The 24,334-nt window shown below is 58.2% G+C and carries 26 protein-coding genes; 13 read left to right on the plus strand and 13 right to left on the minus strand.

All coding sequences use genetic code 11. The features are described 5' to 3' along the window. Positions 1 to 120 precede the first annotated feature (120 nt). The 3 genes from ACIPR4_RS03740 (at position 121) to ACIPR4_RS21410 (ending at position 2,346) form a co-directional block, all read left to right on the plus strand. Positions 121 to 741, plus strand: a complete 621-nt coding sequence (locus ACIPR4_RS03740; RefSeq protein WP_013567314.1) for an outer membrane beta-barrel protein — start codon at positions 121 to 123, stop codon at positions 739 to 741. Between the two features lie 145 nt (positions 742 to 886). Beyond that, positions 887 to 1,531, plus strand: coding sequence for a carbonic anhydrase (locus ACIPR4_RS03745; RefSeq protein WP_013567315.1), 645 nt, complete (start codon positions 887 to 889; stop codon positions 1,529 to 1,531). Positions 1,532 to 1,680: 149 nt separating this feature from the next. Continuing rightward, entirely contained in the window at positions 1,681 to 2,346 is a 666-nt protein-coding gene (locus tag ACIPR4_RS21410; protein WP_013567316.1) for a DUF2306 domain-containing protein, read from the plus strand. 75 nt (positions 2,347 to 2,421) lie between these two features. On the opposite strand, the gene ACIPR4_RS03755 is transcribed toward ACIPR4_RS21410, so the two are convergent. The 3 genes from ACIPR4_RS03755 to ACIPR4_RS03765 form a co-directional block, all read right to left on the minus strand. After that, entirely contained in the window at positions 2,422 to 3,972 is a 1,551-nt protein-coding gene (locus ACIPR4_RS03755; protein ID WP_013567317.1) for a SulP family inorganic anion transporter, read from the minus strand. 29 nt (positions 3,973 to 4,001) lie between these two features. After that, a complete protein-coding gene (locus ACIPR4_RS03760; protein WP_013567318.1) occupies positions 4,002 to 4,655 on the minus strand; it encodes a carbonic anhydrase in 654 nt (217 codons plus the stop codon). 125 nt (positions 4,656 to 4,780) lie between these two features. After that, a complete protein-coding gene (locus tag ACIPR4_RS03765; protein ID WP_013567319.1) occupies positions 4,781 to 5,194 on the minus strand; it encodes a hypothetical protein in 414 nt (137 codons plus the stop codon). A 95-nt stretch (positions 5,195 to 5,289) separates the two neighbouring features. On the opposite strand from ACIPR4_RS03765, the gene ACIPR4_RS21415 reads away from it, so the two are divergent. Genes ACIPR4_RS21415 through ACIPR4_RS03780 form a run of 3 tightly spaced genes read left to right on the plus strand, consistent with a single transcriptional unit; the run spans position 5,290 to position 7,846 of the window. Further along, positions 5,290 to 6,153 carry a transporter gene (locus ACIPR4_RS21415; RefSeq protein ID WP_013567320.1) on the plus strand — a complete coding sequence of 288 codons (864 nt, stop codon included), beginning with the start codon at positions 5,290 to 5,292 and terminating at the stop codon, positions 6,151 to 6,153. 33 nt (positions 6,154 to 6,186) lie between these two features. After that, positions 6,187 to 7,101, plus strand: coding sequence for a bestrophin family protein (locus ACIPR4_RS03775; RefSeq protein ID WP_013567321.1), 915 nt, complete (start codon positions 6,187 to 6,189; stop codon positions 7,099 to 7,101). A 43-nt stretch (positions 7,102 to 7,144) separates the two neighbouring features. Further along, positions 7,145 to 7,846: a Crp/Fnr family transcriptional regulator gene (locus ACIPR4_RS03780; RefSeq protein ID WP_013567322.1), complete on the plus strand. Its 702-nt coding sequence runs from the start codon at positions 7,145 to 7,147 to the stop codon at positions 7,844 to 7,846. A 105-nt stretch (positions 7,847 to 7,951) separates the two neighbouring features. Here ACIPR4_RS03780 and ACIPR4_RS03785 read toward each other — a convergent pair whose 3' ends face one another. From ACIPR4_RS03785 to ACIPR4_RS03805, 5 genes are all read right to left on the minus strand, one after another. Then, the gene (locus tag ACIPR4_RS03785; protein WP_013567323.1) at positions 7,952 to 9,604 is read right to left on the minus strand and encodes a cytochrome c oxidase subunit I; all 1,653 of its coding nucleotides are present in this window, start codon (positions 9,602 to 9,604) and stop codon (positions 7,952 to 7,954) included. Beyond that, positions 9,601 to 9,873, minus strand: a complete 273-nt coding sequence (locus tag ACIPR4_RS03790; RefSeq protein ID WP_013567324.1) for a hypothetical protein — start codon at positions 9,871 to 9,873, stop codon at positions 9,601 to 9,603. Before ACIPR4_RS03790 ends, ACIPR4_RS03785 begins: the two co-directional genes overlap by 4 nt. 72 nt (positions 9,874 to 9,945) lie before the next feature. Continuing rightward, the gene (locus ACIPR4_RS03795) at positions 9,946 to 11,190 is read right to left on the minus strand and encodes an MFS transporter (protein WP_013567325.1); all 1,245 of its coding nucleotides are present in this window, start codon (positions 11,188 to 11,190) and stop codon (positions 9,946 to 9,948) included. Between the two features lie 293 nt (positions 11,191 to 11,483). Beyond that, positions 11,484 to 12,200 carry an ABC transporter ATP-binding protein gene (locus ACIPR4_RS03800; protein WP_013567326.1) on the minus strand — a complete coding sequence of 239 codons (717 nt, stop codon included), beginning with the start codon at positions 12,198 to 12,200 and terminating at the stop codon, positions 11,484 to 11,486. 24 nt (positions 12,201 to 12,224) lie between these two features. Beyond that, positions 12,225 to 12,581, minus strand: a complete 357-nt coding sequence (locus tag ACIPR4_RS03805) for a hypothetical protein (RefSeq protein WP_013567327.1) — start codon at positions 12,579 to 12,581, stop codon at positions 12,225 to 12,227. A gap of 42 nt (positions 12,582 to 12,623) precedes the next feature. Here ACIPR4_RS03805 and acpS point away from each other — a divergent pair, with 42 nt between their 5' ends. Further along, positions 12,624 to 13,112: a holo-ACP synthase gene (acpS, locus tag ACIPR4_RS03810; protein ID WP_245536445.1), complete on the plus strand. Its 489-nt coding sequence runs from the start codon at positions 12,624 to 12,626 to the stop codon at positions 13,110 to 13,112. A 138-nt stretch (positions 13,113 to 13,250) separates the two neighbouring features. Next, positions 13,251 to 14,336, plus strand: coding sequence for an MlaD family protein (locus tag ACIPR4_RS03815; protein WP_013567329.1), 1,086 nt, complete (start codon positions 13,251 to 13,253; stop codon positions 14,334 to 14,336). A 430-nt stretch (positions 14,337 to 14,766) separates the two neighbouring features. Here ACIPR4_RS03815 and ACIPR4_RS03825 read toward each other — a convergent pair whose 3' ends face one another. Further along, the gene (locus ACIPR4_RS03825) at positions 14,767 to 15,279 is read right to left on the minus strand and encodes an O-acetyl-ADP-ribose deacetylase (protein ID WP_013567331.1); all 513 of its coding nucleotides are present in this window, start codon (positions 15,277 to 15,279) and stop codon (positions 14,767 to 14,769) included. A 107-nt stretch (positions 15,280 to 15,386) separates the two neighbouring features. On the opposite strand from ACIPR4_RS03825, the gene scpB reads away from it, so the two are divergent. Beyond that, positions 15,387 to 16,529: an SMC-Scp complex subunit ScpB gene (scpB, locus tag ACIPR4_RS21420; RefSeq protein ID WP_013567332.1), complete on the plus strand. Its 1,143-nt coding sequence runs from the start codon at positions 15,387 to 15,389 to the stop codon at positions 16,527 to 16,529. 39 nt (positions 16,530 to 16,568) lie between these two features. Next, positions 16,569 to 17,474, plus strand: a complete 906-nt coding sequence (locus ACIPR4_RS03835) for a pseudouridine synthase (RefSeq protein ID WP_013567333.1) — start codon at positions 16,569 to 16,571, stop codon at positions 17,472 to 17,474. 22 nt (positions 17,475 to 17,496) lie between these two features. Here ACIPR4_RS03835 and ACIPR4_RS03840 read toward each other — a convergent pair whose 3' ends face one another. Next, the gene (locus tag ACIPR4_RS03840) at positions 17,497 to 17,856 is read right to left on the minus strand and encodes a hypothetical protein (RefSeq protein ID WP_013567334.1); all 360 of its coding nucleotides are present in this window, start codon (positions 17,854 to 17,856) and stop codon (positions 17,497 to 17,499) included. A 233-nt stretch (positions 17,857 to 18,089) separates the two neighbouring features. Further along, complete coding sequence (locus tag ACIPR4_RS03845) at positions 18,090 to 18,338, minus strand: hypothetical protein (RefSeq protein WP_013567335.1); 249 nt, start codon at positions 18,336 to 18,338, stop codon at positions 18,090 to 18,092. A 239-nt stretch (positions 18,339 to 18,577) separates the two neighbouring features. Here ACIPR4_RS03845 and msrA point away from each other — a divergent pair, with 239 nt between their 5' ends. Continuing rightward, complete coding sequence (gene msrA / locus ACIPR4_RS03850; RefSeq protein WP_013567336.1) at positions 18,578 to 19,054, plus strand: peptide-methionine (S)-S-oxide reductase MsrA; 477 nt, start codon at positions 18,578 to 18,580, stop codon at positions 19,052 to 19,054. 79 nt (positions 19,055 to 19,133) lie between these two features. Here msrA and ACIPR4_RS03855 read toward each other — a convergent pair whose 3' ends face one another. Together ACIPR4_RS03855 and ACIPR4_RS03860 are read right to left on the minus strand one after the other, a co-directional pair. Beyond that, positions 19,134 to 20,495, minus strand: coding sequence for an amidohydrolase family protein (locus ACIPR4_RS03855; protein WP_013567337.1), 1,362 nt, complete (start codon positions 20,493 to 20,495; stop codon positions 19,134 to 19,136). A gap of 47 nt (positions 20,496 to 20,542) precedes the next feature. Then, positions 20,543 to 21,472, minus strand: a complete 930-nt coding sequence (locus tag ACIPR4_RS03860; protein ID WP_013567338.1) for a glycosyltransferase — start codon at positions 21,470 to 21,472, stop codon at positions 20,543 to 20,545. Between the two features lie 35 nt (positions 21,473 to 21,507). Here ACIPR4_RS03860 and ACIPR4_RS03865 point away from each other — a divergent pair, with 35 nt between their 5' ends. Then, positions 21,508 to 22,962, plus strand: coding sequence for a lipopolysaccharide biosynthesis protein (locus ACIPR4_RS03865; protein ID WP_245536446.1), 1,455 nt, complete (start codon positions 21,508 to 21,510; stop codon positions 22,960 to 22,962). Further along, positions 22,955 to 23,995 carry a glycosyltransferase family 2 protein gene (locus tag ACIPR4_RS03870; protein WP_013567340.1) on the plus strand — a complete coding sequence of 347 codons (1,041 nt, stop codon included), beginning with the start codon at positions 22,955 to 22,957 and terminating at the stop codon, positions 23,993 to 23,995. The genes ACIPR4_RS03865 and ACIPR4_RS03870 overlap by 8 nt, the downstream gene beginning before the upstream one ends. Positions 23,996 to 24,334 lie beyond the last annotated feature (339 nt).

Below are 24,334 nucleotides of genomic sequence, written 5' to 3' on the forward strand. Positions count from 1 at the left end.
GGCTAAAGGGAATCTAAACGTTTAGTAAGTGTTGTATGAGGAGAGGGTGACCGTGCTCCTCATGAAGTGTTAGGTTGCCGCGATCACGGTACGCGGGTAACAGAAGAAGGAGTAGCAAAGATGAAAAAGAGGCTGATGACATTGGCCGCTGTTATAGCAGCGGTTGCAGGAGCAACCTGCGCCCAGGGACAGTTTTACAAGATCCGCGGATTGGAAGCGGGCGCAAGTGCAACTGGACGTTACGTGACACCGATCTCGAATGAGAACAGCGTGACACCGAGGCCCACAGAGGGCGTCGGTCTATTGGTGACATTGCGCGCAGCGCCGAAATCCTGGCTTGGACTCGAGGCGAACTACGGCCTGAATCACTATAACGAGCGATACTCGACACAGGGCGTGACGGACAGAACCGTTAATGATCGGATCAATACCTATCAGCATGAGGCGACGCTGGGATATGTATTGCATTTGAAGACTCTGTATGGCATCCAGCCGTTTGTGGTTGTAGGCGGCGGCGCGACTGACTTTTTGCCGCGCGGCGGCGGCCAGAACCAGTGGCGCGGTGCAGGCATGTACGAGGTGGGCTTCGACTACATTCCGAAGCGCTCACCGCATGTCGGCTTCCGCATTCAGCAGCATGCACTACTCTACAAAGCGCCGGATTATTACCAAAATGCGCTTCGGTCGAACACGTGGGTGCATCAGTCGTCCCCAGCGGCTGGCGTCTTTGTCCGTTTCTAAGAGTGCCTTACGATAGGCGACCGGGTTTCCCACCGGTCGCCGTTTTTTTATTTAAGGGGCAAGGCAGGATTAAGGGAGGCACGGTAGAGTTTGTAGAGCAGGCGCGTGGCAAATTTTGACGTGCGTTGCTTGCCCTGGAGGGGATATGAAAGCAGTGCTCGACCAGTTGAAGGACGGTATCCGAAAGTTTCAGACGGAGGTCTATCCGGAAAGAGCCGAGGCCTACCGTGTAGCGGCGACGACGCAACAGAAGCCGCATACCCTTCTGATCACTTGCGCGGATTCGCGCATCGATCCCGAGGCGATTACCAGCAGCGTGCCAGGTGAGATGTTTGTAACGCGCAATGTCGGCAACATGGTTCCCGCGTATGGAGAGATGCTGGGCGGTGTGAGCGCCGTCATCGAATATGCCGTAGAGGCCCTCGGTGTGCAGCATGCCGTGGTCTGCGGACACTCGGACTGCGGAGCGATGAAGGGTCTGCTCGGTTCGGCCAGTGACCTGGAAAGAATGCCTACGGTGAAGAGCTGGCTGCGTAACGCGGCTGCAGCCTTGATGGTGACGCAGGGTCTTGCTGGTGAGAATGCATCACCAAAGACACTTCTTCATTCTCTAACGGAGCAGAATGTGTTGCTGCAGTTGAATCACCTCCGGACGCATCCTTCGATTGCCGGTGGACTGGCAAAAGGGACGCTGACGGTCTCAGGCTGGGTCTATGACATCGAGCATGGCGAGGTGAAGATCTACGACGACGTTACGAATAAGTTTTTGCCAGTGAGTACAAGGATCTAATTTGGTTTCGAGACGGATGGAGCGGCGCTGTATAGATCTGTGGGGATAAGTACAGACGGAATAAATCTCTATTGAGGGTGTTCTGTCTTTGCTAAGGCAAACTCTTCACGCCGACTTCTCTGGTCTCAAGACCAAAAGGAAATTGAACTTTGTACAAAAGATTGCTGCGGCCGAAGTATGTCGTTTTCGGCATTATTTTTTTGATGATGGCCTATGTTCTTCACCACAATGAACGGTTTGTGGTTCATTCGGATGATCCAGCGTGGAAGCATTACGAGGCGTTCAAGTGGTGGCTTTTGCCCCACATCATCGCAGGATGCTGCGCGCTTTTTCTTGGTCCGATGCAATTTTCTGAGCGGCTTCGACGCCGTTACCGGAAGCTGCATCGCGTTTTGGGAAGGATTTATGTAGGCGGCGCGTTGATTGCAGCGCCGCTGGGTGCCTTTATTCAGTATCGATTTGATGAACGGTTAGGAATGTCGCGTTCGTTTTCGATCTCCCAAGTCGTTGAGGCCTCGCTTTGGATCGTATCCACCCTGCTTGGCCTGATTTTTGCTCTCCGCGGAAAGATTCAACTACACAGTCAATGGATGACGCGTAGTTATGCTGTTGCGATTGTGTTTCTGGAGACGCGCGTTATCCTCGGTCTGGGCGGTTGGCAGATCAGCCCTGCCAACTCTGCGATCATCGAAACTGTTATCTGGATCGGTCTGTCTCTCTCGATCCTGTTCGCCGATATTGCGATCTCTTGGGAAGATCTTTGGCCGAACCGCTCTACGAATGCGAAGGCCGTTGCGGCTACCGTATTACGGTAAGCGACCATCAATAAGCTGCAATCAAAAAAAGAACCCCATGTCTCAGGCAGGAGACATGGGGTGCCGTTGTTCTGGCTAAGAGACAGACTCTGATACCGGCGTCTGGTAACGCCGGTGAAGCTGTTCCAACTCAATGTGGACGACGTGACCCTGGTCCTGCCAGCGTTCGACCCAGGCTTCGATGATCTCGATGCAGGCGTGGTCGACGTAGCGCAGGCCGATGGCGTGGATGTGGACGGGAATGCCGGGGCGTATCTGATCGAGGGTCTGAGAGATCTTCGGGATCGCAAGGAAGGTTCCGACTCCGGAGAAATGGATGACGGTCCTGTCGGACGCCTCTTCCACGGCCGCCTGAAGGTGTGTGAGCTTCCAGAGCGTCCAGAGGAGTGAGAGGCCAATTCCGAGAAGAACGCCGGTAAGGAGATTGGTTGCGACGATGGTAATCATCGACAGCATGTAGACGATCACGGGTGCCCAGCCGAAGCGGCGGAGGTGCATGATGTCCTTCGGCTTGACGAGCTTGATGCCGGTGAGCACAAGGACGGCGCCGAGTGAAGCCATCGGAATCAAGCGAAGAATGCCTGCGAGAAAGACAACGGAGACCAGGATCCACACCCCGTGAAGGATGGTGGATTTGCGTGTCTCCGCACCGGCCTGTACGTTGGCCGAGCTGCGCACGATGACGCCGGTCATGGGCAAAGCGCCGAGGAAGCCGCAAAGCATGTTACCGATGCCCTGCGCACTGAGTTCCTTGTCGTAGTCCGCGCGCACCTTGGCCTGCATCTGATCGACGGCAGCGGCGGACAGAAGTGTCTCCGCACTGGCGATGAAGGCAAGCGCCGCTGCGGTGCCGAGCATCGCGCCCCAGCCAATCGTGTTGAAGCTCGCGACGGTGGTGAAGCTGACCATGTCGCCCAGAGTGGCTGGAACCTTAATGCGATTGACGTCGAGATGCATGAACTGTGCTACGGCAGTCCCCGCGCCAATGCCGAGCAGGGCTGCCGGAACGAGCTTGAGCTTTTCTGGGCGGACGCGATTCCACAGCAGCATGACGACAAGGGTTACGGCACCGACGAGGAAAGCAAATTCTTCACGACTGCCGTTGAGAGGAAAGAGACCGCCGAAGACGGCCTCGCCCATGGCGTAGATATTCGCGGGGCCGTTGGCTTTGGGAGCGCGATCGAGAACGACATGGAACTGTTGAATCACGATCAGGACGCCGATGCCCGCGAGCATGCCATGCACGACTTCAGGAGAGATGGCGCGGAACCATCTGCCCACCTTCAGCACGCCTGCGATGAACTGCATGGCACCAGCGAGCATGAGGATGGGACCGAGGGCGCCGATGCCGTGATCGTGCACCAGCTCAAAGACCAGCACCGCAAGGCCAGCGGCGGGGCCGCTGACCTGCAGAGGTGAACCGGAGAACAGGCCGACGACGATGCCTCCGATAATGCCGGTGACAAGACCGCGCGCCGGTGGCATGCCGGAAGCAATGGCGATGCCCATGCAGAGCGGAAGCGCCACCAGAAAGACGACGAGGGAAGCAGAGAGATCCTTGACCCACGTACTCTTTGCTTCCATCTGGCTGACCCGTGTTTTTGGGGTTCTTATTTCGGTGATCATTTTGATTTCCTCGCTCCGATGGGAGTGGGTTAAGCGATTTTGAGTTCGTTCTGATGAAGGTCTAAAGCGAGGGGCCCGAAGGAGCCGCTCTCGTTGTCCAGGGCGAGAATTTCGCCGGTGGCGATGTCGTAGACCCAGCCGTGGAGGCGAAGCGTTCCCTTGAGAATTCCTTCCGCCACGCTGGCGTGTTGTGCGAGATGACCGAGCTGGGTCATCACGTTTGCCTGCGTGAGGAGAGAGAGCTTCTTTTCGTCAGAGATCCCCGCGTCCTGGAAGAGAGCCGAAAGCCACTTCGCGGAAGGTCCCGCGTGATGCAGCCAGGAGTGAACGAGCGGGAGATCTTTGACGTGTGCGCGTTCGAGGATCTCTTTCATCGCGCCGCATCCTGAGTGTCCAACGACGACGATGTCCGCCACCTGGAGTGCGCGAACGGCATACTCCACGCTGGCGGCAACGCCGCTCTGGGATTCGGTGGGAGGGGGGACGAGGTTTCCTGCGTTGCGGATGGGAAAGATCTGTCCGGGTTCGCATTGGAAGATCATCTCCGGCATGACGCGGGAGTCGGAGCAGGTGATGAGTGCAATTTCGGGCTTCTGGCCTTGGGCGAGCTGCTGAAAGAGTGAAGAGTGGTGCGGAAAGACTTCGTTGCGAAAGCGAGAATATCCCTCAAGTAAACGCTGCATATTTGTTCTCCTGGTGCGGACCAACAAGGGGTCAACGCGACCTGCAAATGATTCTGGGTACACGTGTAGCCATGCTTCGGCGGAAGCCGGGGCAGATTACACGCCAGATTTTGCTATGGGAAGAACTAGGAGCGTGGAGGGCCGCGGGAGTTTCCCGGCGCACGCGGAGCGGAGCCGAGAGCAACGACGCTGACGGCAGCGAGTGGCTCCGAAGTCAGATTGTTCTGCAGCACCAAACCCGCGGGAAGCAGGACCGCAGCGTGCATGTCTGTGATCGGGTGTGTGGACTTGGAGCGCGGAGCGACGCTGCTTGCCTCGAAGTGATCGGAGGCGCCGTGGTCCGAAACGCTCAGGCGCTGCGAACGAGAACCGCGACCGGTGGGGCGGTGTGGCCCGTGCGGTGGAACGTGCTCGTAGTTCGAGCGGGAGTACTTGGAAGCGTGGTGCCCGTGGGCAGAGACGAGATAGCTGAGCGTGTTGAGACCCAGACCTACGGCAAGCAGCACGAAGATGCGTCCGAGATGTAGGGTCTTTGCCATCTTCTTCGAGAATGCCACAGTTTTCACTTCGTGCGTATGAATAAGTTCTGGGAGTTGGACTTGCAGGGTTTGGGAAAGTTTGCGCAGAATGAGCTATGTCTTTGATTCGTGCGATGAGTGTTTTGTGTGTGGCCTGCTTCGGTTTGATGTTTAGTCCCGATGCGTTTGCGACCGAAATGGATGATAATGAAGGGTTTTTCGCGGGGTTTGAGCGCCGAGCGACGGCGACGCAGTCGAAGCAGCCGGGATGGGCTGTGCCTCTCTTCGCTCCCCATAGCGGCCTGATTCAGTCGATCCGGCAGGACTTTACGCGCCAGATTGGGACGACCGGAACCGAGACCTGGAACTACGGCGGAGGCAAGGGCGTGAACTTTATCCCACTTCCCAACACACAGGTAGATATCAATTTTCCGCCTTACTTTCAGCGCTCCAGCGGAACGGTAGATGGCGCGGGAGACTTTTCTTTTGGTGTGAAATATCGTCTTGCGACGGCAAAAGAAAAGAAGGGAAACTACAGCGTGATGGTTGGCATTGCTGCCGCTGTCCCGACGGGAAGCTACAGTAATGGCGCGACGCACACTGTAATTTCGCCAAACGTCGCGGTAGGCAAGGGATGGGGCCGCTTCGATGTGCAGAGCTCCGCGCTGATCAATCTGCCGACAGGAAATACCGGTAGGCTGGGGAGGCATGTGACCTGGCACACGCTCGCGCAGGTGCATCTTGGAAAGTATTTCTGGCCGGAGATTGAGAACAGCACGACCTTCTACCAGGGCGGAACGAATGATGGCCGCGTGCAAAATCATATTTTGCCGGGGCTGATGTTCGGCAAGATTAAATTCAAACCCGAAGATCCCAAGAGTCGAACGGGGATCTCTGTTGGCGCGGGCATGCAGTTTGCAACGACGCACTTTCACGTGCACGATCACATGCCGATCTTTTCGGCGCGCTTCACTTTCTAAATCCAGTTGCAAGAGACGGAGTAGTTTCGATTCATGATCGTTCCTCGTTCGCCGCAGATTCGCAGAATGGTGGAGTACGTCGGCAGGCCTTTGCTGGTGCTCTTCGGATACGACCTGGCTGTCGTTGTAGCATACAAGGTGATGCACTGGGACTTCGTGGCCCTGCCGCACGTTCCCCTGGCGCTCTTCGGTTCGGCGATCGGTTTGATCCTTGGCTTCCGCAACAACTCGGCATATGACCGCTGGTGGGAGGCGCGAAAGTTGTGGGGTGTGATCGTGAACAACTCACGCAGCTGGGCCCGTCTTGTGGTCTCCACAGTAGCTTCGCCCGATGCATCCGAGCAACAGGCGGTGCGCACGATGCAGGTGCGCCTGGTGCATCATCAGATTGCTTACGTGCATGCGATAAGACAGCATCTGCGCGGCCTCGCGCCGTGGGAAGAACTGTCGCCGCTGCTGCATGAAGAGGAGATTTCCGCGCTGCAGTACGAGAAAAATATTCCGCTAGCCATTCAAGTGCAGACCGGAAAACTGGTGCAGGAGTGCCTGCAGCGGGGGTGGATCACCGATCTGCAATGGTCGCTGATGAATACGAACATCGACGACCTTGCGGACGCGCAGGGTGGGTGCGAGCGCATCAAGAACACACCGATGCCGAAGCAGTATGACTACTTCCCGAAGCTGTTCGTGGAGATCTACTGTCTGGTGCTGCCGCTGACTCTGGTCACGAATATGCAGTGGTATACGCCGCTGGGATCTACGTTGGTCGGGTTTATTTTTCTTGCACTGGACAAGATTGGTCGGGACATGGAAGACCCCTTCGACAACACAATTTACGATGTTCCCTTGACGTCGATCTCGCGGAATATCGAAATTAATCTGCGGCAGATTCTGGGCGAGGAAGAGTTACCTGCGGCCGAAGTTGCGGTGCGTGGAGTACTTTGGTAGCCCGAATTTGTTGCGTGGTGGATACTGAGAACAGAGGTCTGCCATGCCGCGTTCGATTTCAAGGAGCTGTCTGGAGTGCGCGGTCCGAGGGGGTGATTGTTTCTGCACCCTCGAAGACGATGCGCTGCGGACGTTGGAAAATCTCGGCGAGCATGTACAAGTGCCGCAGGGAACACAGATTTTTCGCGAAGGATTCGACCCCGACAAGGTCTTCATCGTCTGCAAGGGGCAGGTAAAGCTGACCGTCACGAGCAAGGATGGTCGCCTGCTGATTCTGCGCATCGCGGCTCCTGGCGATGTGCTGGGGCTGGCTGCAGCGTTGCGGCATAAGCAGTACGAAGCGTCCGCGGTGGCGATCGAGCCGTGCCAGTTGAAGTGGATGGTGCGTGCGGACTTCTTCGAGTTCATGAAGCAGTTCAGCGAGGTGGGTGAGAACTCCGCGCGATCCTTGGCGGAGGAGTATCGCACCACGGTGATGAGTGCGCGGCGGCTGGCGCTCTCCGGAAGCGCTGGTGGAAAGCTTGCGAGCGTGCTGCTGGAGTGGGCGCACAGGGCTTCGATCGACAAGACGCAGTTGAAGTTTGTGATGCCGCTGACGCACGAGGAGCTGGCGAGTATGGCGGGTATCTCGCGTGAGACGACGACGCGGATGCTCACGAAGTTCAAAGGCGACGGCCTGATCACCATCCATGGCTCTACGATTGTGATCGAGGATGAGGCAGGGATGGAGCAGATGTTTTCCTGATTAGCGAGTCAGCTAAAAGCAAATCCCTTGACTTCGTTACGGGATGACAAACAAAAAAGAAAAGCCCCATCTTCCGGCAGTGGAAGATGGGGCTTTTGGCATACGCTACGCCATGACCTTGTGTGGGGAGGCTGTTCCGTCGATCACGTCGTAGGGGTAAGCCTCCGTGGTAATGATGGGCGTTTTGCTGAAGTTTTCGGTAGGGGGCGGTGAGGAGATCGTCCATTCGAGGCCTGCGGCGTTCCACGGATTCGATGTGGCGATGGCACCGTAGCGCAGGCTCCACAGGAGATACGCAGCGGTGAGGAAATAACCAAAGGCCATCACCGTAGCGCCAGCCGTCGACATCACATTGAGTACCTGAAACTCTTTGGGATATGTGGCATAGCGGCGCGGCATGCCGAGATAACCGAGCATAAACTGCGGTCCAAAGGTGACGAAGAACCCGATGAAGATGCAGATGGCTGCAGCCTTTGCGGGGGCTTCGGGATACATGCGGCCCGTGATCTTAGGCCACCAGAAGTGCAGGCCTCCGAGGTACGCCATGATGACAGAGCCGACCATGACGAAGTGGAAGTGGGCCACGATGAAGTAGGTCTCGGTGAGCGAGATATTCATACCGAGTGTGCCGAGGAAGACGCCGGTGCAGCCTCCGATGACGAAGAGGCCGATGAAGCAGAGGACGTAGATCATCGGAGCATCGAACGAGATGGAACCCTTGTAGAGCGTGAAAGTCCAGTTGAAGACCTTGATCGCAGAGGGCACGGCGACGAGCATCGTGAGCATCGAAAAGACAAGGGCGGAGTAGTTCGAGATGCCCATGATGAACATGTGGTGCGCCCAGACGAAGAAGCTGAAAGCAGCGATCGCAATGGACGAGAAAGCCACCGCGGTATAGCCGAAGACGCGTTTGCGCGAGAAGGCACTGACGAGTTCCGAGATAACTCCCATCGCTGGAAGAAGCATGACGTAAACGGCCGGGTGGGAGTAGAACCAGAAGAGATGCTGGAAGAGGAGCGGGTCTCCGCCCATGGCGGGATCGAAGAAGCCGAAGTGAAAGAGGCGCTCGATGGCGACCAGAACGATGGTGACTGCGACGACTGGTGTGCCAAGGACCATGATGACCGAAGCGGCGTAGTTGGCCCAGAGGAAGAGCGGCATGCGGAACCACGTCATACCGGGTGCGCGCATACGGTGGATGGTGACGATGAAGTTGAGACCCGTGAAGATGGACGAGAAGCCAGCGACGAAGGCGGCCAGACCGGCGGAGACCACGTTGGTATTTACGAAGCGCGTGGAGAGCGGCGTGGTGAAGGTCCAGCCTGTATCGACGCCACCTGCGAGAACAGTGTAGAGCAGCAGAATTCCGGCGATGACGAAGCAATACCAGGAGAGCAGATTGATGCGCGGGAAGGCGAGGTCCCGAGCGCCAATCATGATGGGAAGAATGAAGTTTCCTAAGATGGCGGGGACGGCTGGAATCAGGACGAAGAAGACCATGACGATGCCATGCATGGTGAAGACCTTGTTGTAGGTGTCCGCCGCCATAAGATCGCCTGTGGGCGTAAGGAGATGAATACGGAGCACCATCGCGAGCAGGCCGCCGATGAGGAAGAAGAAAGAGATGGAGCCCAGGTAAAGCAGGCCGATCCGCTTGTGATCGACGGTGAGCAGCCAGCTCTTTAGGCCGTGGGTCTCGTTGAGATAGTGACGCTTGGGAGCGATGGCCTGGGGGGCAGTGACTGTGGCGGTACTCATGCGCGCGCCGTTCTGTAGTTGCTGCTCAGGCTGTAGTTGTTGTTCAAGCTGTAACTGTTGCTCATGCTGCCAAAAGAAGGCAGAGTGGCCGCGGCGAGCGAGCGCAGAGCGGCTTCCACGACCGCAAGCACCACGAGGGGCGGGCAGTTGGCGGAGGTGCCATAGCCGACGCAGGCGGAGTGGCCGTCGCAGCTATTCTGGCTACGGCGGGCGTTAGGGCAGTTGGGGCAGGCCTTGGTGCAGGTGGAGGATTGCAGAACTTTGAACATGCGGCGATCTCCCGATATCTGAGGATCGGGTAGATCGCTGCATGAGCGCTGTGACGGCCGTCACAGGGTTTGTCAGAGTTTTGTAGCCGGGGCGTCCTTCGGCTCCATGAAAAACTTGCCCGCGGCGAGGAGAACAACGACCAGGACTGCGCAGAGTGCGAAGACATGCCGCGTTCCCGTGTGTTGAGCCAGCACGCCAGAGAGCAGCAGACCGCCGATCTGGGCGGCGAAGACGGAAGACATCACCGTGGAACCGACGCGGCCCATAAGGTGTTGCGGTGTCTCCTGCTGGATAAGCGTCTGCGCGGGAACGATGACGCCAGCGACCGAGAAGCCGATGAAGAGATTGCCCACGACCGTAGTCCAGAGGTGGGGGAAGAAGACGAGCACCATCAGACCGAGGGCGATGCCACTCAGACCGGAGTAGACGAGGGTGGTCTCGCGCAGACGTTTGCCGAAGGTGTTCAGCACGTTAAGGCCGAGCAAAATGCCGACTCCGATGGCCGCAGAGGCCAGACCGAAGGCACGGTTCGTCCCATGAAGGACATCGCGCACATAAATGGCGATCAGCGGTCCGAAGCAGCCGAGCACGAACATGCCGGAGGCGAGTGCAAGGATCACAAAGAGTAGGGCCGCATGATGGACGATGAAGCTGAGTCCTTGCTGCATGTCATGGCGGATGCGGGCAAGACCGGTGTGCGTCGTGGCCGTCTCCTGGCTTGCAGGCGGGGGTGAGATGGCCACGGTGGCGATGAAGCAGGCCGACGCGGCGAAGCTGGCAGCATCCACGAGATAGCAGCTGCGCGGACCGAAGGCAGAGACGAGCACGGCGGATGTGGCAGGGCCAAGGATGCGCATGACGAACACGACCTGCTGCATAAGGGCGTTGGCGGAGCGCAGACCATGCATGGGAACGATGGACCGGAGAGCGACTCCCTGGGCCGGATTGAAGAAGCTGGAGACGATGCTGATGGCGGCGAGAATCGCGTAGAAGTGTGAGAGATGCGTAGCGAAGAGCAGAAGAAGCGTCAGACCGGAGCGGATGGCATCCGAGAGGATGAGGGTCGGTTTGAGGGGCCAGCGGTCGACGAAGACGCCCGCCATGATGCCGAGTATGGCGATGGGCAGGGAGTAGGCGATCTGTACGCCGGTGATCTGCTGCGCGTTGGCATGCAGGCCGAAGGTGAGCACGGCGATGACGGCATAGAGGGCGAGGAAGTCGCCAAAGTTGGAGACGATCTGCGCGTACCAGAGCCGACGCATGGAGCGAATGCCGAGGGTTTCGCGCATGGACATCGGAATGGGCGTGGTGGCCATGGGTGACTCCTATGATTTTGGGGACAGGTCTACTGTAGCGCGAGCTGTCGAGCCATGATTGTGAAGGTTGGAACGGCTTAGACCTTTCACCGTGTCTGTACCCGCCTGAACTCTTTGTCCTCCCGCAGCGTAGCGGGAGGAATCTGCTTTTACCCAATGGGTATAGGAATCAGATCACTCTGCCGCGCTGCGGGATGACAAAAAAGGCAGTACGGTGGGCTGACAAGAGACCATGCTGCGGCGATTGCAAAAAAGCTGCGCTGCAGAGAGCAGCAAAAGCAGATCTCTGCGCTCTAGTAAACGGTGTGCTCGATGTGATCGGCGGCTTTGCCTGCCACAATACGCTGGACGCGTCCGTCGCGCATGGTGATGACGCGGTCGGCGATCTGGGCTGCTTCCAGGTTGTGCGTGATCATGAGGACGGTCTGGTTGAGCTCACGGGACGCGTGACGCAGCATCGCGAGAACGGCGTCGGAGTTTTCCGTGTCGAGGTTGCCGGTGGGCTCGTCCGCAAGGATGATAGCCGGGCGTGTGATGAGGGCACGGGCGATGGCGACGCGCTGCTGTTCTCCGCCGGAGAGCTCCGAAGGGCGATGATGGAGGCGGCCGTCGATCTTGAGGAGCTCCGTCAGTTCGGCGAGATAGGCGGAATCGAAGGGTTTGCCCGTCGCGGCGATCTCGTGCGCGAGTTCGATGTTGCCCTGAGCGGAGAGGGTGGGCAGGAGATTGAAGCGCTGGAAGACAAAGCCGATCTTCTTGCCGCGCTCGCGTGTGCGGTCCGCGTCGGAGAGCTGGGCAAAGTCGACGTTGTCGATCAGAACGGAGCCGGAGGTGGCGTTGGTAAGGCCTCCCAGCAAATAGAAAAGGGTGGATTTTCCCGATCCGGAGGGCCCCACAATGGCGACAAACTCGCCCCGGTCGATGGAGAAAGAGACGTCGCGGAGGGCGGCGGTTTCGATCTTGCCGGAGCGATAGGTTTTACCGAGGTGGGACGCATTAATAATGGGCATGAGGTCGCTTCCAGTGTATCGCGGTCAGGAAGCGATCTCAGGGCGGCGGCGCATGCTGGTGTCATTCAAAAACGAGATATTCAGGCAGAGCGGGATCACCTGACGCTGGTTTTCGGGTGAGGTGAGATGCTGGCGGCAGGTGCAGCGTTCGGCCAGGGCGAGATGGCTCCAGCGCGTGAGCTCCAGCCCGGCGGCAAGCAATGCGGCATAGAGGTCCAGCATGTCGCGGCTCTGCACTTCGACCCGAAGCGCAATGCCGCGGCCAGCGAGGGCCTTTTTTTCCAGTACCCAGCCGCCGGAGCGGCTAATCGCGGAAACCAGGGAATAAAGCAGGACGGAGGACTCTCTATAAGAAAACCCTTGCAGGGCGATGGGGCTCATCGGGAAGTATTCCGGAGCGCCCAGACAGACGGAGTGGCTTGGTTGATTCACAGAGATGATATCGGCGGTCAGGCGAAGGAGCTACAGGGTGTGTCGAATTCGCACGGTACCCGGCAAGGTCGTGATAGGTTCGGCAAAGGAGTCGAGCGGATGATTGTGGGAACTGGAACCGATCTGGTGGAAATTGCGCGTGTGGCGCGGTCCTTGGAGAGGTTTGGGGCTCGTTTTGAGGAGAGAGTGTTTACGCCGGAGGAGATTGCGTACTGCCGGCGGAAGGTCAAGACGGCCACGGAGAGCTTTGCCGCACGGTTTGCGGCGAAAGAGGCCGGCGCAAAGGCCCTGGGAACCGGGATCAGCCGCGGTGTAAGCTGGCAGGAGATTGAGGTAATTCGACGACCCGGGGAGCGCCCGGAGCTGTTTTTTCATGGACGCGCCGCCGAGTGGGCTGTCAGGCTGGGCGCACGGAAGGCGCATCTGAGCCTGACCCACGGACGCGAAAGCGCCATTGCGATGGTGGTTCTGGAGAGCTGATGGTCAGCAATCCCCTGGAAGATGAAACCGATACCGAAGCTTTCGCATCGGATAGACGTAGAGATTTCAAAGACATCTGTTAGGAATTGAATGGTATCGGCGGGAAGATGCGCCGATACGTCAGGAGCGGAACGACGCATGCCCAGCCAAAGTGATGTGAAGTGGTCGCAGTTGAAGGTGGGCGTAATTGTCGCCGTATCGCTGGTTCTTTTGATCACGCTCCTGTTTTTGATGACGAGTGCTTCCGGGACCGGATTTTTCGCAAAAAAGATCCACGTGAAGACGTATTTTGAGAACTCCGCCGGCCTGAAGCCAGGAGCCGCTGTGAACCTGCAGGGTGTCACCGTGGGCAACGTCGATAAGGTAAAGGTCGTCCCCGATGCGTCGCGCAAGCTGACGCCGGTCGAAGTGACCATGAAACTCGACACAAAGTACCTGCCGATGATGAAGAAAGATTCCAAGGCAGCGTTGAGCACTGTGGGCGTACTGGGCGATACGGTGGTCGATATCAATTCGCAGTTTGCAACCGGCCCGACGCTGGCCGACGGCGACGAGTTGAAGACGTTGGAAAGCCCCAATCTGCAGGACGTGGTGAAGGCAAGCCAGGGTACGATCGAGAGCCTGAATGTCATTCTGGCCAAGATGGACCGCATCGTCGAGGCCATTTCGCAGGGCAAGGGCGCCGTGGGACAGCTGATCTATGACGATTCTCTTTATACCCGGGCAAATGCAACGGTCGGTGAGCTGCAAAAACTGAGTCAGAATCTGAACTCCGGCAAGGGCTCCATCGGAAAACTGCTCAACGACGACGAGATGTACAACCACCTGAACGCGACGACAGCCAAACTGGACCATATCGCGACAGAACTGGATGCGGGTAAAGGGTCGGCAGGCAAGTTGTTGAAGGACGATGCTCTTTATAACAACTTGAATGAGACCTTAAAGCATGCGAACTCCATCATGGCGGACGCGGATGCGGGCAAGGGTGGAATCGGCCTGCTGGTCAAGGATCCGGCGTTCGCACAGAAGCTGAACGACACGATCACGCGACTGGACAGCGTGATGACGGGTATCGATAAGGGCGAAGGAACGGCGGGCCTGTTGGTCAAGGATCCTGCCTTGTATCACAACCTGGATAAGCTGGCGGTGGACTCACAGAGCCTGGTCAACACGATCCGAAGCGATCCGAAGAAGTACCTCACGATCCACTTCAAAATCTTCTAAAGATTTTGTGGTTCGTTCAACGGCGTCCTTCGGGACGCCGTTTTCTGTGTTGTGCATCGCTTTCAGGCACTCTTTTGGGGGATTGAATTTTTTTGAAGATCGGGAATATTTTCTTTGCAAATGGTTGTGGAAAAGGAATAGCCTCCATTTCGTTGAGTTTTCCACCTGAATTACTGAAGGATGACTGCTTTGAGATTTTCCTCTGTGTTGATCGGCTACTTGGTTCTCTCGTTAGTGCTGCCCGCGCTGGCGCTGGGAGTGGCAATGGTGCTGCGGTCCTTTCGCGAAAAAGAGCGAGGAATTCGCAGCTGTCGTTGGTGCGGGACCGGAGTGCGCTCGGCGAGCGAGATGGTTTTCTGTAGCGAATATTGCGAGACGGACTTCCTTACAGCACGCGCAGAAGCTCTGGATCAGCGCACCGGCATTCTCTCTAAAGCGAGTTAAGCAAGGCCTGATAGATCGTTTCGGCCTGCGTATTAAAGCAGCAAAAGACGACCTTTTCGAGTGAAGCTGCCGGGGTGGCAGCAAGGGCTTCGCGAACGGTGCGGACGGCGATGTTCGCGGCACGTTCCAAGGGAAAATGATAAACGCCTGTTGAGATAGCGGGAAACGCGATCGACGCGCACTCGTGTTCGAACGCCAGTTTCAGCGAACGGCGATAGCAGCTGGCCAAAAGGACGTCTTCGTCCTGCGTTCCGTCGCTCCAGACGGGCCCAACGGCGTGGAAGACGAACTTTGCGGGAAGCCGGAAGCCAGGAGTAGCCTTAACCTGGCCTGTGGGGCAGCCGTGCAGTTTGCGGCATGCTTCGAGCAGTTTGGGACCAGCCGCGCGATGGATGGCTCCGTCGACACCGCCTCCGCCGAGGAGTGAGGTGTTTGCGGCATTGACAATGGCATCGACTTCCAGGGTGGTGATGTCGGCGAGGAGGGCTTCGAGGCGCATGTGTGGTTGGATGCACCGATGTCTTTCTGTTTGGCGATTCTGACCGAAACTGGCGGAGCTCCACGGTACACTTGGAAAATATCCCACGAACTGAGCGAATCGAGAGCATGAGCCTTAAGTCGAAGATCGAAGCTGTGATTTACGCGTCGGAAGAGCCGGTGACGCTGGCGCAGTTAGCAGGACTTCTGGGGGAAGAGGCCCAGGCAGAGATGGACGCCGAGCGGGCGCGGCAGAGCGACCTGCCCCTTGACGGCGACCAGATGGACGATTCGGAGCCTCAGATCACCGAGTCGGAGGAAGATTCCGAAGCTGAGTTGGAAGAGGATGCCGGAGTCGGCGACCAGCATGCGGCTCCTGCCGAAGAGCCTGCTGAAGTGGAAGAGGCCGCTGGAGCCGAAGAATCGGTTTCCCTTCCCGAGGCTGCCGTAGGCCAGGAGGACGACGAAGCCGTCAAAAGTTTGAGTGTTGAGGCGGAGAAGAAGCGTCAGCGGGAGACGGAACGCGCTGTGCGCGAGTATCTCCGGGCCGAGGCCGAAAAGCTCATCCGCGAATATGCGGATTCGGAGCGTGGGATTGAAGTGCGTGAGGTCGCCGGTGGATACCGGATGGGCACCAAGCCCGAGTATCACGATGCCGTGCGCGGATTTGTGAAGAGTTTGAAACCTCCGTTGAAGCTGACGTTGCAGGCACTGGAGACTCTGGCTGTTGTGGCGTACAAGCAGCCGGTGACGGCGGCAGAGATTTCGGAGATCCGCGGCGTGGATTCGGGCGGCGTGCTCGGCGGTCTGATGTCACGCAAGCTGATCGCGACGGCAGGACGCAAGCAGGTGGTCGGTCGTCCTATGCTGTACAAGACGACGAAGGACTTCCTGTTGCGGTTTGGCCTGAAGGACATCAATGAGTTGCCGTCCATGGAAGAGTTTGAGCGCATGGCGAGCGAGCTGGAAGAGCAGGAAGATCTGCCGATGGAGCAGACCGAAGTCGATGCAATGGTGGAGCATGCCAACGCGCGCGGGGATGCGGAACACATTGCCGGCGAAACGGCCGTCGAGGCACAGCCGGATGGTGCGGGTGAGTCGGTCGATGATCCTGTCGATGAGCCTACTGGCGATCCCGTTGACGATCCTTCCGGGCCGGAAGAGGCGGTTTTACCGGTTGCCGATCCCGCCGATTCGATGGGCGAAAAGATGCCAGAGGGCGGCGATTCGAGCGAGCCATTGAACGATTTTTTGAAAGAAGCAGCAGAGTAGTCGCAGATCGACCTTCGGGAGAAGGACAGGAGTAAAGACATGGCGAAGAAACCTGAACTAAAGGCTGGCCCAGAGGGCGTCCGGTTACAGAAGATCCTGGCGGATGCCGGGATCGCATCGCGGCGAAAGTCCGAGGAGGTCATCCTCGAAGGCCGTGTGCAGGTGAATGGCAAAGTCGTCACCGAACTGGGGACGCGGGCAAATCCCGAGAAAGACCATATTCGCGTCGATGGCAAGCTGCTGCAGGGGCCGGAGGAGCATCGTTACTACTTGGTTAATAAGCCGCGCGGCTATGTGACGACGATGCACGATCCGGAGAAGCGTCCGACGATCGTCGATCTGCTGATTAAAGACGGAAAGATGCCTGATGTCCGGCTGTATCCAGTGGGTCGGCTCGATTACAATTCCGAAGGTCTGCTTCTGATGACCAACGATGGAGAGCTGGCGAACGCACTTTCCAAGGCATCCAACTCAGTCGAAAAGACTTATCTCGTGAAGGTCGCGGGGCAGCCTAGTGAGCAGGCAATCGACCAGCTGCGGCGCGGCGTGATGATCGAGCGCGGACGTCTGCAGGAGACGCAGGGTGCGCGGCGCAATCGTGTCATGACGGCTCCGGCAAAGGTGAAGCTGGTGCGTGCCGGGTTGAACCCATGGTTCGAGGTTTCCCTAACTGAGGGACGGAACCGTCAGCTGCGCAAGATGTTCGAAGAGATCGACCACCATGTGGAGAAGATTCGGCGTATCGGATACGGAGCACTGGTGCTGGACGTGGCTCCGGGTGAGTTTCGCGAACTGAAGCCGGGCGAAGTGACAGCCTTGGGGCGCGCGGCTACCGGTAAGAAAGTGGAGCGGCGGCGGACGATGCCGGAGGCCGCGAAGCTGACGGTTCCGGGAAAGAAGACCGGGTCGCGGAAGGCTTACAAGCGTCCGCGCAAGGAAGTTTAGAAGGGCGACAGTAGGATCACCCTCATTTGGAGGCAACCGCAGCTACGAGGGCAAATACGAAGCAAGCTCCGAATATAATCAAGACATTGCGCACCAGATGACGATGATGCTGAGGTGGATTCTGGCTACTGCCGGGATTCGCCTGGCCGCTCGGATCTTCGATAGCGCTCTTGACCTCGGCGTAGCTCACCGTGGTTGGCCCTGCAGCGACGCTACGGTCTTTCTCTTCGATCTGCGTCGCGATGTCAGTCGGAGAACTGTCGCGCTGAAGCTCGAGCCTTGCAGGCTTCATATTTGTGTGGCCGGTGGATGCGCTTGCGCTTTGAACCGATAGGCCAGAGATGAGAAAGACGGGAACTATCCGGGCGACAGTTTTCTGCATGGAGGTTTCCTGCATTGGAAGCAATGCGAACAGCTTATCAGGCAACAAGCGCTTGAAGAGTCGCACGAACGTAACCGCCCGATTCCAGGACGGTTGTCCTAAATCTAAAAGCAGATCCCTTCGCTTCGGGATGACAAAGAGGCAGTCGGTAGGCAGCGACAAAAGGGTTATACGCCAAGAACTACGAGTGCTGGCCTTCGCAAGGCCCCCGGTGACTTCGCGGACACCGCTTCTTAGTGAGCGGCAGCGGCGAGGACGCACATTCCCGTGACGCCAATCACGAAATCGCGAACGCGATGGCTGTGATGCCAGGACTGGCTGCTTCCTGAAGTCGCTTCGCCGTTGGGACCCTGGGCAAGCTGTTTGTTGGTGTAGGTAAAGGCATACGCTGTGAGCACGGAGACACCGAAAACGACAAAAGCGGTCGGTAGCCATGCCAGGCACTTCTGCACTGCCAGAACAAAAAGGTGAAGTTCGTACATACCTATGCTCCTTACGGCGCGAGGTGGTCGATCACTCGACACCACTAGAGTGACACCAAAGCCTCCGCCGTGTGTGAAGGTCAGATGAATAATTGGTCTCAATAAGAAAAGTTTCGCTCCCTGAAATTCTTCGGGATGAGAATGGCGTTGCCTCACCTGATGACAAACGTAGGGTGATTAGCATCCAATACCTGTGGCTGCGGATCCCGCGGCAGACAGCAGGCAAGGAGAATATTTCCGTGGCAATAGAGAAGGCGACGTTTGGTGCAGGGTGCTTTTGGGGTGTGGAAGCAAAGTTTCAGGAGCTTCCTGGAGTTCTGGAGACAGCAGTAGGATACGAGGGCGGCGAGCTGGAAAGGCCTACATATAAAGATGTCTGTACCGATACCACGGGCCACGCCGAGGTTGTGGAAGTGACATACGATCCAACCCGCGTGACGTTTGAGACGTTACTGGACACCTTTTTCCTTCTTCATGATCCGACCCAGTTGAACCGGCAGGGACCCGATTGGGGAACGCAGTATCGTTCGGCGATCTTTGCCCACAATGAGGCACAGGCGGAAGAGGCGCGGAGCAAGATTCGCGAGTTGAACGCGGAGGGTGTTTACCGCCAGCCGATCGCAACCAAGGTGGAAGAAGCGCAGACGTTCTGGCGTGCAGAGGAGTATCACCAGCGCTACCTGGAAAAGCGCGGCATGGTCAGCTGCCACATCTAGTCCTACGCAGATGGCGATACGCGCTTTGCGCAAGAGCAAAGCCCCGGCATTTTTGCCGGGGCTTTCTTTTTTAGGTTAGTTACTGAGCGGATTCAACGTGCTGGAGACGGACGCCATTATGAAAGACGGCGACGATGTGGGTGGTATCGGAGATGGTCGTGGAGGGATCGCCATCGACGATGATGAGATCGGCAATCTCGCCTTCGGAGACGAGGCCTTTATTGCCTAAATGGAGGGCAAGCCCGTTGTGGCTTGTGGCGGTGGAGATGGCTTGCAGGGGCGCGAGGCCCGCGGCGACGAGTAGCTGCAGTTCGCGGTGTTCGGAGTAGCCGGGAACGCGTCCGAGCATCGCTCCGGAGTCTGTGCCGAAGCCGATCTGGACGCCTGCATCGTAAAGCTTCTTTACATTGCGTGAGGCCATGGCGAGATCCTGACGATGCACTGCCGTGGACAGGTCGGAGAGGGTCTTTTCGCGGTACTCACTGCTGTTGAGTCGAGCGAGGGTCTCTGCGGGGATGGCATCGCGGAAGAACGGTGACTGCGTGAGTTCAGGGTGATCGGCGAAGACAAAGAAGCTCTCATCCACGGTGAGCGTAGGGAAGTACCAGATGTGTTTCCGCTTGAGAAGCTTGATGAAACTGTCGTCGACTTCCTTGTCGCGGACAGAATGCGCGAGGATATCGACGCCCATGTTAACGACGCGGCGCGCGTCTTCCAGAGCGTAGACGTGAGCGGCGACGCTGAGGTGGTTTTTGTGGGCCTCGGAGATCACGGTATGGACGACCGCGTCGGACATTTCGGGAAATTTGTTGTGGTTGGAGTCGATCCAGATCTTGATGAGATCGGCGTGGTTTGCGACGCTCTCGTCGACGGCGTGGCGGGCCTCTTCCGGGGTGGTGGGTCGGTAGAGCTGATCCGATGAACCATTCATGGGAGGAAAGCCATCGGGAACGCCGATACCTCGGCCTGCGGTGAGGAGCGTGGCTCCGTCGAACTGCCCGGTGTGCTGATGCGCGCGCACGGAGTAGACCAGGTCTTTATTCAAACCGAGCGAGGTCATGGTGGTGACACCGTAGCGCTCGTACTGTTCGAGCTGGCGGAGGACGTTCCTCTCGGTGTACTGCGCGGAGTCGAAGTTCGACTCCGCGTTGAGCAGCGCCAGATGCCCGTGGGCATTGATAAGACCGGGCATGACGGTCTTGCCAGCGAGATCCATGCCGACGGCTGTGGCGGGCGTGGCACAGAGGTGAGCCTCATCGCAGATCTGTTGAATGCGGCCACCGGAGAGGACGAGGGTGACGTGATCGCGCGCGGGTCCACCGCTGCCGTCGATGAGGCGCATGTTTCTGAGGACGGTGAGCGGTGGGGCTTTGAATGTTTGGGACGGCGCTTGTGCGGTGAGCGTAGCGGCGAGAACGAGTGCAAGGAGTGAAATCCGCATAGGTATTCGATGCTACCGAAGTTGGTCCGGACGATGTTTTTGCGTGGCTAGAGCAGACCGAAGGCCGCGCGGAGATCGAGGAATGCAAATTTTTTATCAGAAAAGCGCAGCGCGTGGACTGCGGCCTGGCGCAGACAACGGAGTCGATACCAGAACCGCGTCATGGGGTCGCTGAACTCCTGGTGGAAGGTACTCTCCGCCTGCAGCATAAGAAGATAGCGATCACGGCTGATGCCGGTCCCCAGGGAGGTAGTGGAGAGTGCATGGGGCAGTGCAGAGCCCAGCAGCCAGACGCGGCCGCCATTGCTCTGCAGCATGGCCAGAAGGGCGTGGTCGAGGAATTCCATGCTGTAGCGCAGGGGGAATCCGCCGACGGCTTCAATGGCAGAAGCGCGGAGGAGAAGGCCCGAGTTGAAGGCGCTGATCTCCTGTTTTGCTATGCCTGTCAGCGTGGGTGGAACAGGCTTGTGGCGCACGCGAGGGAGCAGGCTTGGTGAGTGGACCTTCGTTCCCTGAACGAGACGCGGGACTGCAAGAGCGATCTTCGGATGCAGGGGAGCGGTGTTCTCCAGGAAGGCAAGGGCCTCGTGGAAATAGGCGGGGGTGAGTTCCGTGTCGTGATCGAGAAGAAGAAGCCAGGGAGCGCCCTGCTGGTGTGCGAGGTCCAAAGCCGCGTTATATGCAGGGGCCAGGCCGCGGTTGGAGGGGTCGGAGTGATATGTCAGTGGAAAGGAGGCGGGGGGGACCGTATGAGGTTCGGGCGAATTGTCGTAGAGGAGGACGTGGATCTGTTCGCGCAGGCCCGGTTCCTGCTGCAGAAGAGAGGAGAGGGAAACGAAGGCCTCACTCTCCTGGGGCTGTCGCTGGTAGAGCACGATGACTGCGATCAGGAGCGGCGGTTGCATGGATTTAGGATACGTTCTGGCGTAGCCGCGTTGCTGCGAATTTCGCATGTGGACTGGTAGACTGGAGGCCATGCCGAGGGGCTTTCTCCTTCGTGCCGACGAGAGAAATGCCAGAGAAAACGGGAAGAGATCTCGTGCGGATGGATGAGGAAGCGGCGATGGTGTCTGACCTGACGCCTGTGGCGGACGGTCTGCCCCTGGGTGGTCTTGGGCTGAGGCCTTCGCTGTGGCGGCGTACGGTCAAGCGAGCGGGAATCGACCGCGCCATTGGCTACACGATCCTGGCGCGTGGCTGGTCTTCGTCGGCGGGTTTGATTACGGTCGCGCTGATCGCGCATACACTCACACGGGCCCAGCAGGGCTTTTATTACACCTTTGGGTCACTGGTCGCGTTGCAGATTGTCTTTGAGCTTGGCTTTTCTGTTGTGGTTCTGCAGATGGCTACGCATGAGACTGCACAATTGCAGATTCTGGACGATGGACGCGTGCTCGGCGATCTGCGCGCGCGGCAGAGGCTCGCCTCCGTTCTGCAAAAAGCGGTGAAGTGGTACACCCTGGCGGCGGTTCTGATGGGCTGCGTTCTGTTGCCGGTAGGCTGGCGCTTTTTCGTCGGAAGTCCCGGAGCGGGCGATACGGCGTGGCGCGGTCCCTGGATTGCGGTCGTACTGGCGTCTTGTTTTACGTTTCAGATTGATCCCATCTTTTCATTCCTCGAAGGTTGTGGGATGGTCAGCCGCGTGGCGCGGACGCGGTTTACGCAGTCGATCCTGGGATCGTCGCTGGCGTGGGCTGCACTCCTCCTGCACCGAGGGCTGTTTGCGCCTTCCATGTTGATCACCGGGCAGGCGATTGCCGGGGCGTATTTCCTTTGGACGCGTCGCAAGTTGCTGGTTGGCCTGCTGCGCATGACCGTGGGGGAACATGCGATCCATTGGGGCACCGAGGTGTGGCCGTTTCAGTGGAGGGTCGCGATTTCGTACGCCTCGGGCTTCCTGATCTTTCAACTCTTCAACCCGGTGCTGCTGCGCTTCTATGGACCGGTGGTCGCCGGGCAGATGGGGATGTCGTTGAACATCTCGAATGCGTTGGCGGCGGTGGCCGTGGCGTGGATCAATACGAAGGCGGCGATGTTTGGGACGATGATCGCGCGGCGCGAGTACGGCGCGTTGGACCGGCTCTTCTTTCGTTCCGTAGCGCAGACGATGTTGCTGTGCGTGAGTGGATCGGTGGTGGCGTGGTCGCTGGTCGTCCTGATGGGGTACGAGCATGTGAAGTTTGCGCAGAGGCTTCTTTCGCCGCTGCCGTTTGCACTGCTGCTCGCGACGATGTGTCTGAACCTTACGGTGTCGTCGATGGCGCTCTATCTGCGTGCGCATAAGCAGGAGAAGTTCCTGCTCAACTCCGTTCTGGGTGGGATTGTGGTGGCTACGTCGACGCTGACGCTTGGGCGCTGGTATGGGCCGACGGGCATGACGGCGGGACATCTGACAGCGACGCTCCTCATAGGCATTGGTATGGGTTCGTACACCTTTGTGAAGTACCGGCGGCTGTGGCATGCCTGAGAAGCAACCTCTGCTCACGATCGCTGTCCCCACCTACCAACGCGCGGAGTATCTCCGCGAGTTCCTTGCTGAGCTGTTGCCGCAACTCGAAGGTGTGGACGACGTAGAGCTTCTCATCTCGGATAACTGCTCTCCGGACGAGACACCTGCGGTGGTGCAGGCGGCGATCGATGCGGGAGCGCGGCTGCGCTCTGTGCGGCAGGCAGAGAATATCGGTTCGGATGCAAACTTCGTCTTCTGCTTTCGCGCGGCGCGGGGAAAATACTTCTGGCTTTGCGGAGACGATGACGTCCTGCGGCCGGGTGCGATTGCGAGTGTACTGGGGCACCTGCGTGGAGCGGAGTATGACTTTGTCTATCTCTCCGCCGAGGCGTTCTCCAAAGACTGGCGCGTCGAATACAAAGGCGATGCGTACGGGCGCGAGGCGGAGATTGTGACGTCCGCGCGAACGCTGGCCGTGATGATGAATGTGATGGTGACGTTCATCACGGGCATCATTAGCAACCGCGAACGCTTTTTGCAGCTTGAAGCCGAAGCTCCCGAGGCTTTCCTGGGAACGAACCTGACGCAGTTGAGCTGGACGCTGCCGCTGCTGGACCAGCATCGCCAGAGTCTCGTTCTGTGGCAGAAGTGGGTTTCGGGCCGCGAGATGAACTCCGGCGGATATGGCTTGGCGGAGGTCTTCGGCGAACGCTTTGCGACGCTGGTGCACCGGTTGATGCCACGGCATCCGCGCGTGGCGCAGGTCTTTGTGAACTACACGCTGCGGCAGTGGTTTCCGGAGACGCTGCTGCAGATGCGAACAGGAGATGTCGGCGATCGATATGGACTGAGCGAAACAGGGGAAGTGCTGCGAAGATCTTTTGCGGGAAACCCACGCTTCTGGTTGCTGGTGTGGCCGGTGCTGCATTTGCCGCTGCCGCTGGCGCGGAGATGGCAGTGGGCTGGAGCGAAGGCGAGTGTCCTGGCGAATCTCTTCCTGCTTCCCGCGCAGACCCTGCGCAAGCTGCGCGGGAAGCAGTCCAGGCGCTGATGCAGAATGAGATTTTTCTGCATAGATTTGCGAGCCATGTGCTAAAGTATCTCTAGTGGCGAGCAATCGCCCCGGGTGTTTCGGGAACGGCCCTGAGTGGATTGGGGTTGGCCAGAGACTGAAACGGTCCCGTCCCAACTGCGGCTTTCAAATGCGTTGGTTGCTCTGGCTTTGATGGCCCTTATGTTTTTATGGACCTCGCCGTGCAGCAGCATGATTCATCTCAAGGTGAGATGGCCCTAGCTGAAACAAGATGCAATCCATGGTGTGCGAATCAAGCCAGCGACTCGCGACACACTCTGCAAACCGAATGACGATGACTGGCAGGCAGATGCAGTT

Origin of the sequence: Terriglobus saanensis SP1PR4 (genome assembly GCF_000179915.2) — a bacterium.
Classification (GTDB): Bacteria; Acidobacteriota; Terriglobia; order Terriglobales; family Acidobacteriaceae; genus Terriglobus; species Terriglobus saanensis.

Coding starts and splice junctions, on each gene's coding strand:
- ACIPR4_RS03790 (WP_013567324.1), bottom strand. CDS start 9,873: ATGTTCAAAGTTCTGCAATCCTCCACCTGCACCAAGGCCTGCCCCAAC.
- ACIPR4_RS03860 (WP_013567338.1), bottom strand. CDS start 21,472: ATGGCCTCCAGTCTACCAGTCCACATGCGAAATTCGCAGCAACGCGGC.
- ACIPR4_RS03845 (WP_013567335.1), bottom strand. CDS start 18,338: ATGTACGAACTTCACCTTTTTGTTCTGGCAGTGCAGAAGTGCCTGGCA.
- ACIPR4_RS03740 (WP_013567314.1), top strand. CDS start 121: ATGAAAAAGAGGCTGATGACATTGGCCGCTGTTATAGCAGCGGTTGCA.
- ACIPR4_RS03755 (WP_013567317.1), bottom strand. CDS start 3,972: ATGATCACCGAAATAAGAACCCCAAAAACACGGGTCAGCCAGATGGAA.
- ACIPR4_RS03780 (WP_013567322.1), top strand. CDS start 7,145: ATGCCGCGTTCGATTTCAAGGAGCTGTCTGGAGTGCGCGGTCCGAGGG.
- ACIPR4_RS03785 (WP_013567323.1), bottom strand. CDS start 9,604: ATGAGTACCGCCACAGTCACTGCCCCCCAGGCCATCGCTCCCAAGCGT.
- ACIPR4_RS03765 (WP_013567319.1), bottom strand. CDS start 5,194: ATGGCAAAGACCCTACATCTCGGACGCATCTTCGTGCTGCTTGCCGTA.
- ACIPR4_RS21415 (WP_013567320.1), top strand. CDS start 5,290: ATGTCTTTGATTCGTGCGATGAGTGTTTTGTGTGTGGCCTGCTTCGGT.
- ACIPR4_RS03825 (WP_013567331.1), bottom strand. CDS start 15,279: ATGCGCCTCGAAGCCCTCCTCGCCGACATCACCACCCTGGAAGTCGAT.
- ACIPR4_RS03815 (WP_013567329.1), top strand. CDS start 13,251: ATGCCCAGCCAAAGTGATGTGAAGTGGTCGCAGTTGAAGGTGGGCGTA.
- ACIPR4_RS03865 (WP_245536446.1), top strand. CDS start 21,508: ATGCCAGAGAAAACGGGAAGAGATCTCGTGCGGATGGATGAGGAAGCG.
- ACIPR4_RS03870 (WP_013567340.1), top strand. CDS start 22,955: ATGCCTGAGAAGCAACCTCTGCTCACGATCGCTGTCCCCACCTACCAA.
- ACIPR4_RS03800 (WP_013567326.1), bottom strand. CDS start 12,200: ATGCCCATTATTAATGCGTCCCACCTCGGTAAAACCTATCGCTCCGGC.
- ACIPR4_RS03795 (WP_013567325.1), bottom strand. CDS start 11,190: ATGGCCACCACGCCCATTCCGATGTCCATGCGCGAAACCCTCGGCATT.
- ACIPR4_RS03745 (WP_013567315.1), top strand. CDS start 887: ATGAAAGCAGTGCTCGACCAGTTGAAGGACGGTATCCGAAAGTTTCAG.
- ACIPR4_RS03840 (WP_013567334.1), bottom strand. CDS start 17,856: ATGCAGAAAACTGTCGCCCGGATAGTTCCCGTCTTTCTCATCTCTGGC.
- ACIPR4_RS03805 (WP_013567327.1), bottom strand. CDS start 12,581: ATGAGCCCCATCGCCCTGCAAGGGTTTTCTTATAGAGAGTCCTCCGTC.
- ACIPR4_RS03775 (WP_013567321.1), top strand. CDS start 6,187: ATGATCGTTCCTCGTTCGCCGCAGATTCGCAGAATGGTGGAGTACGTC.
- ACIPR4_RS03855 (WP_013567337.1), bottom strand. CDS start 20,495: ATGCGGATTTCACTCCTTGCACTCGTTCTCGCCGCTACGCTCACCGCA.
- scpB (WP_013567332.1), top strand. CDS start 15,387: ATGAGCCTTAAGTCGAAGATCGAAGCTGTGATTTACGCGTCGGAAGAG.
- ACIPR4_RS03760 (WP_013567318.1), bottom strand. CDS start 4,655: ATGCAGCGTTTACTTGAGGGATATTCTCGCTTTCGCAACGAAGTCTTT.
- ACIPR4_RS03835 (WP_013567333.1), top strand. CDS start 16,569: ATGGCGAAGAAACCTGAACTAAAGGCTGGCCCAGAGGGCGTCCGGTTA.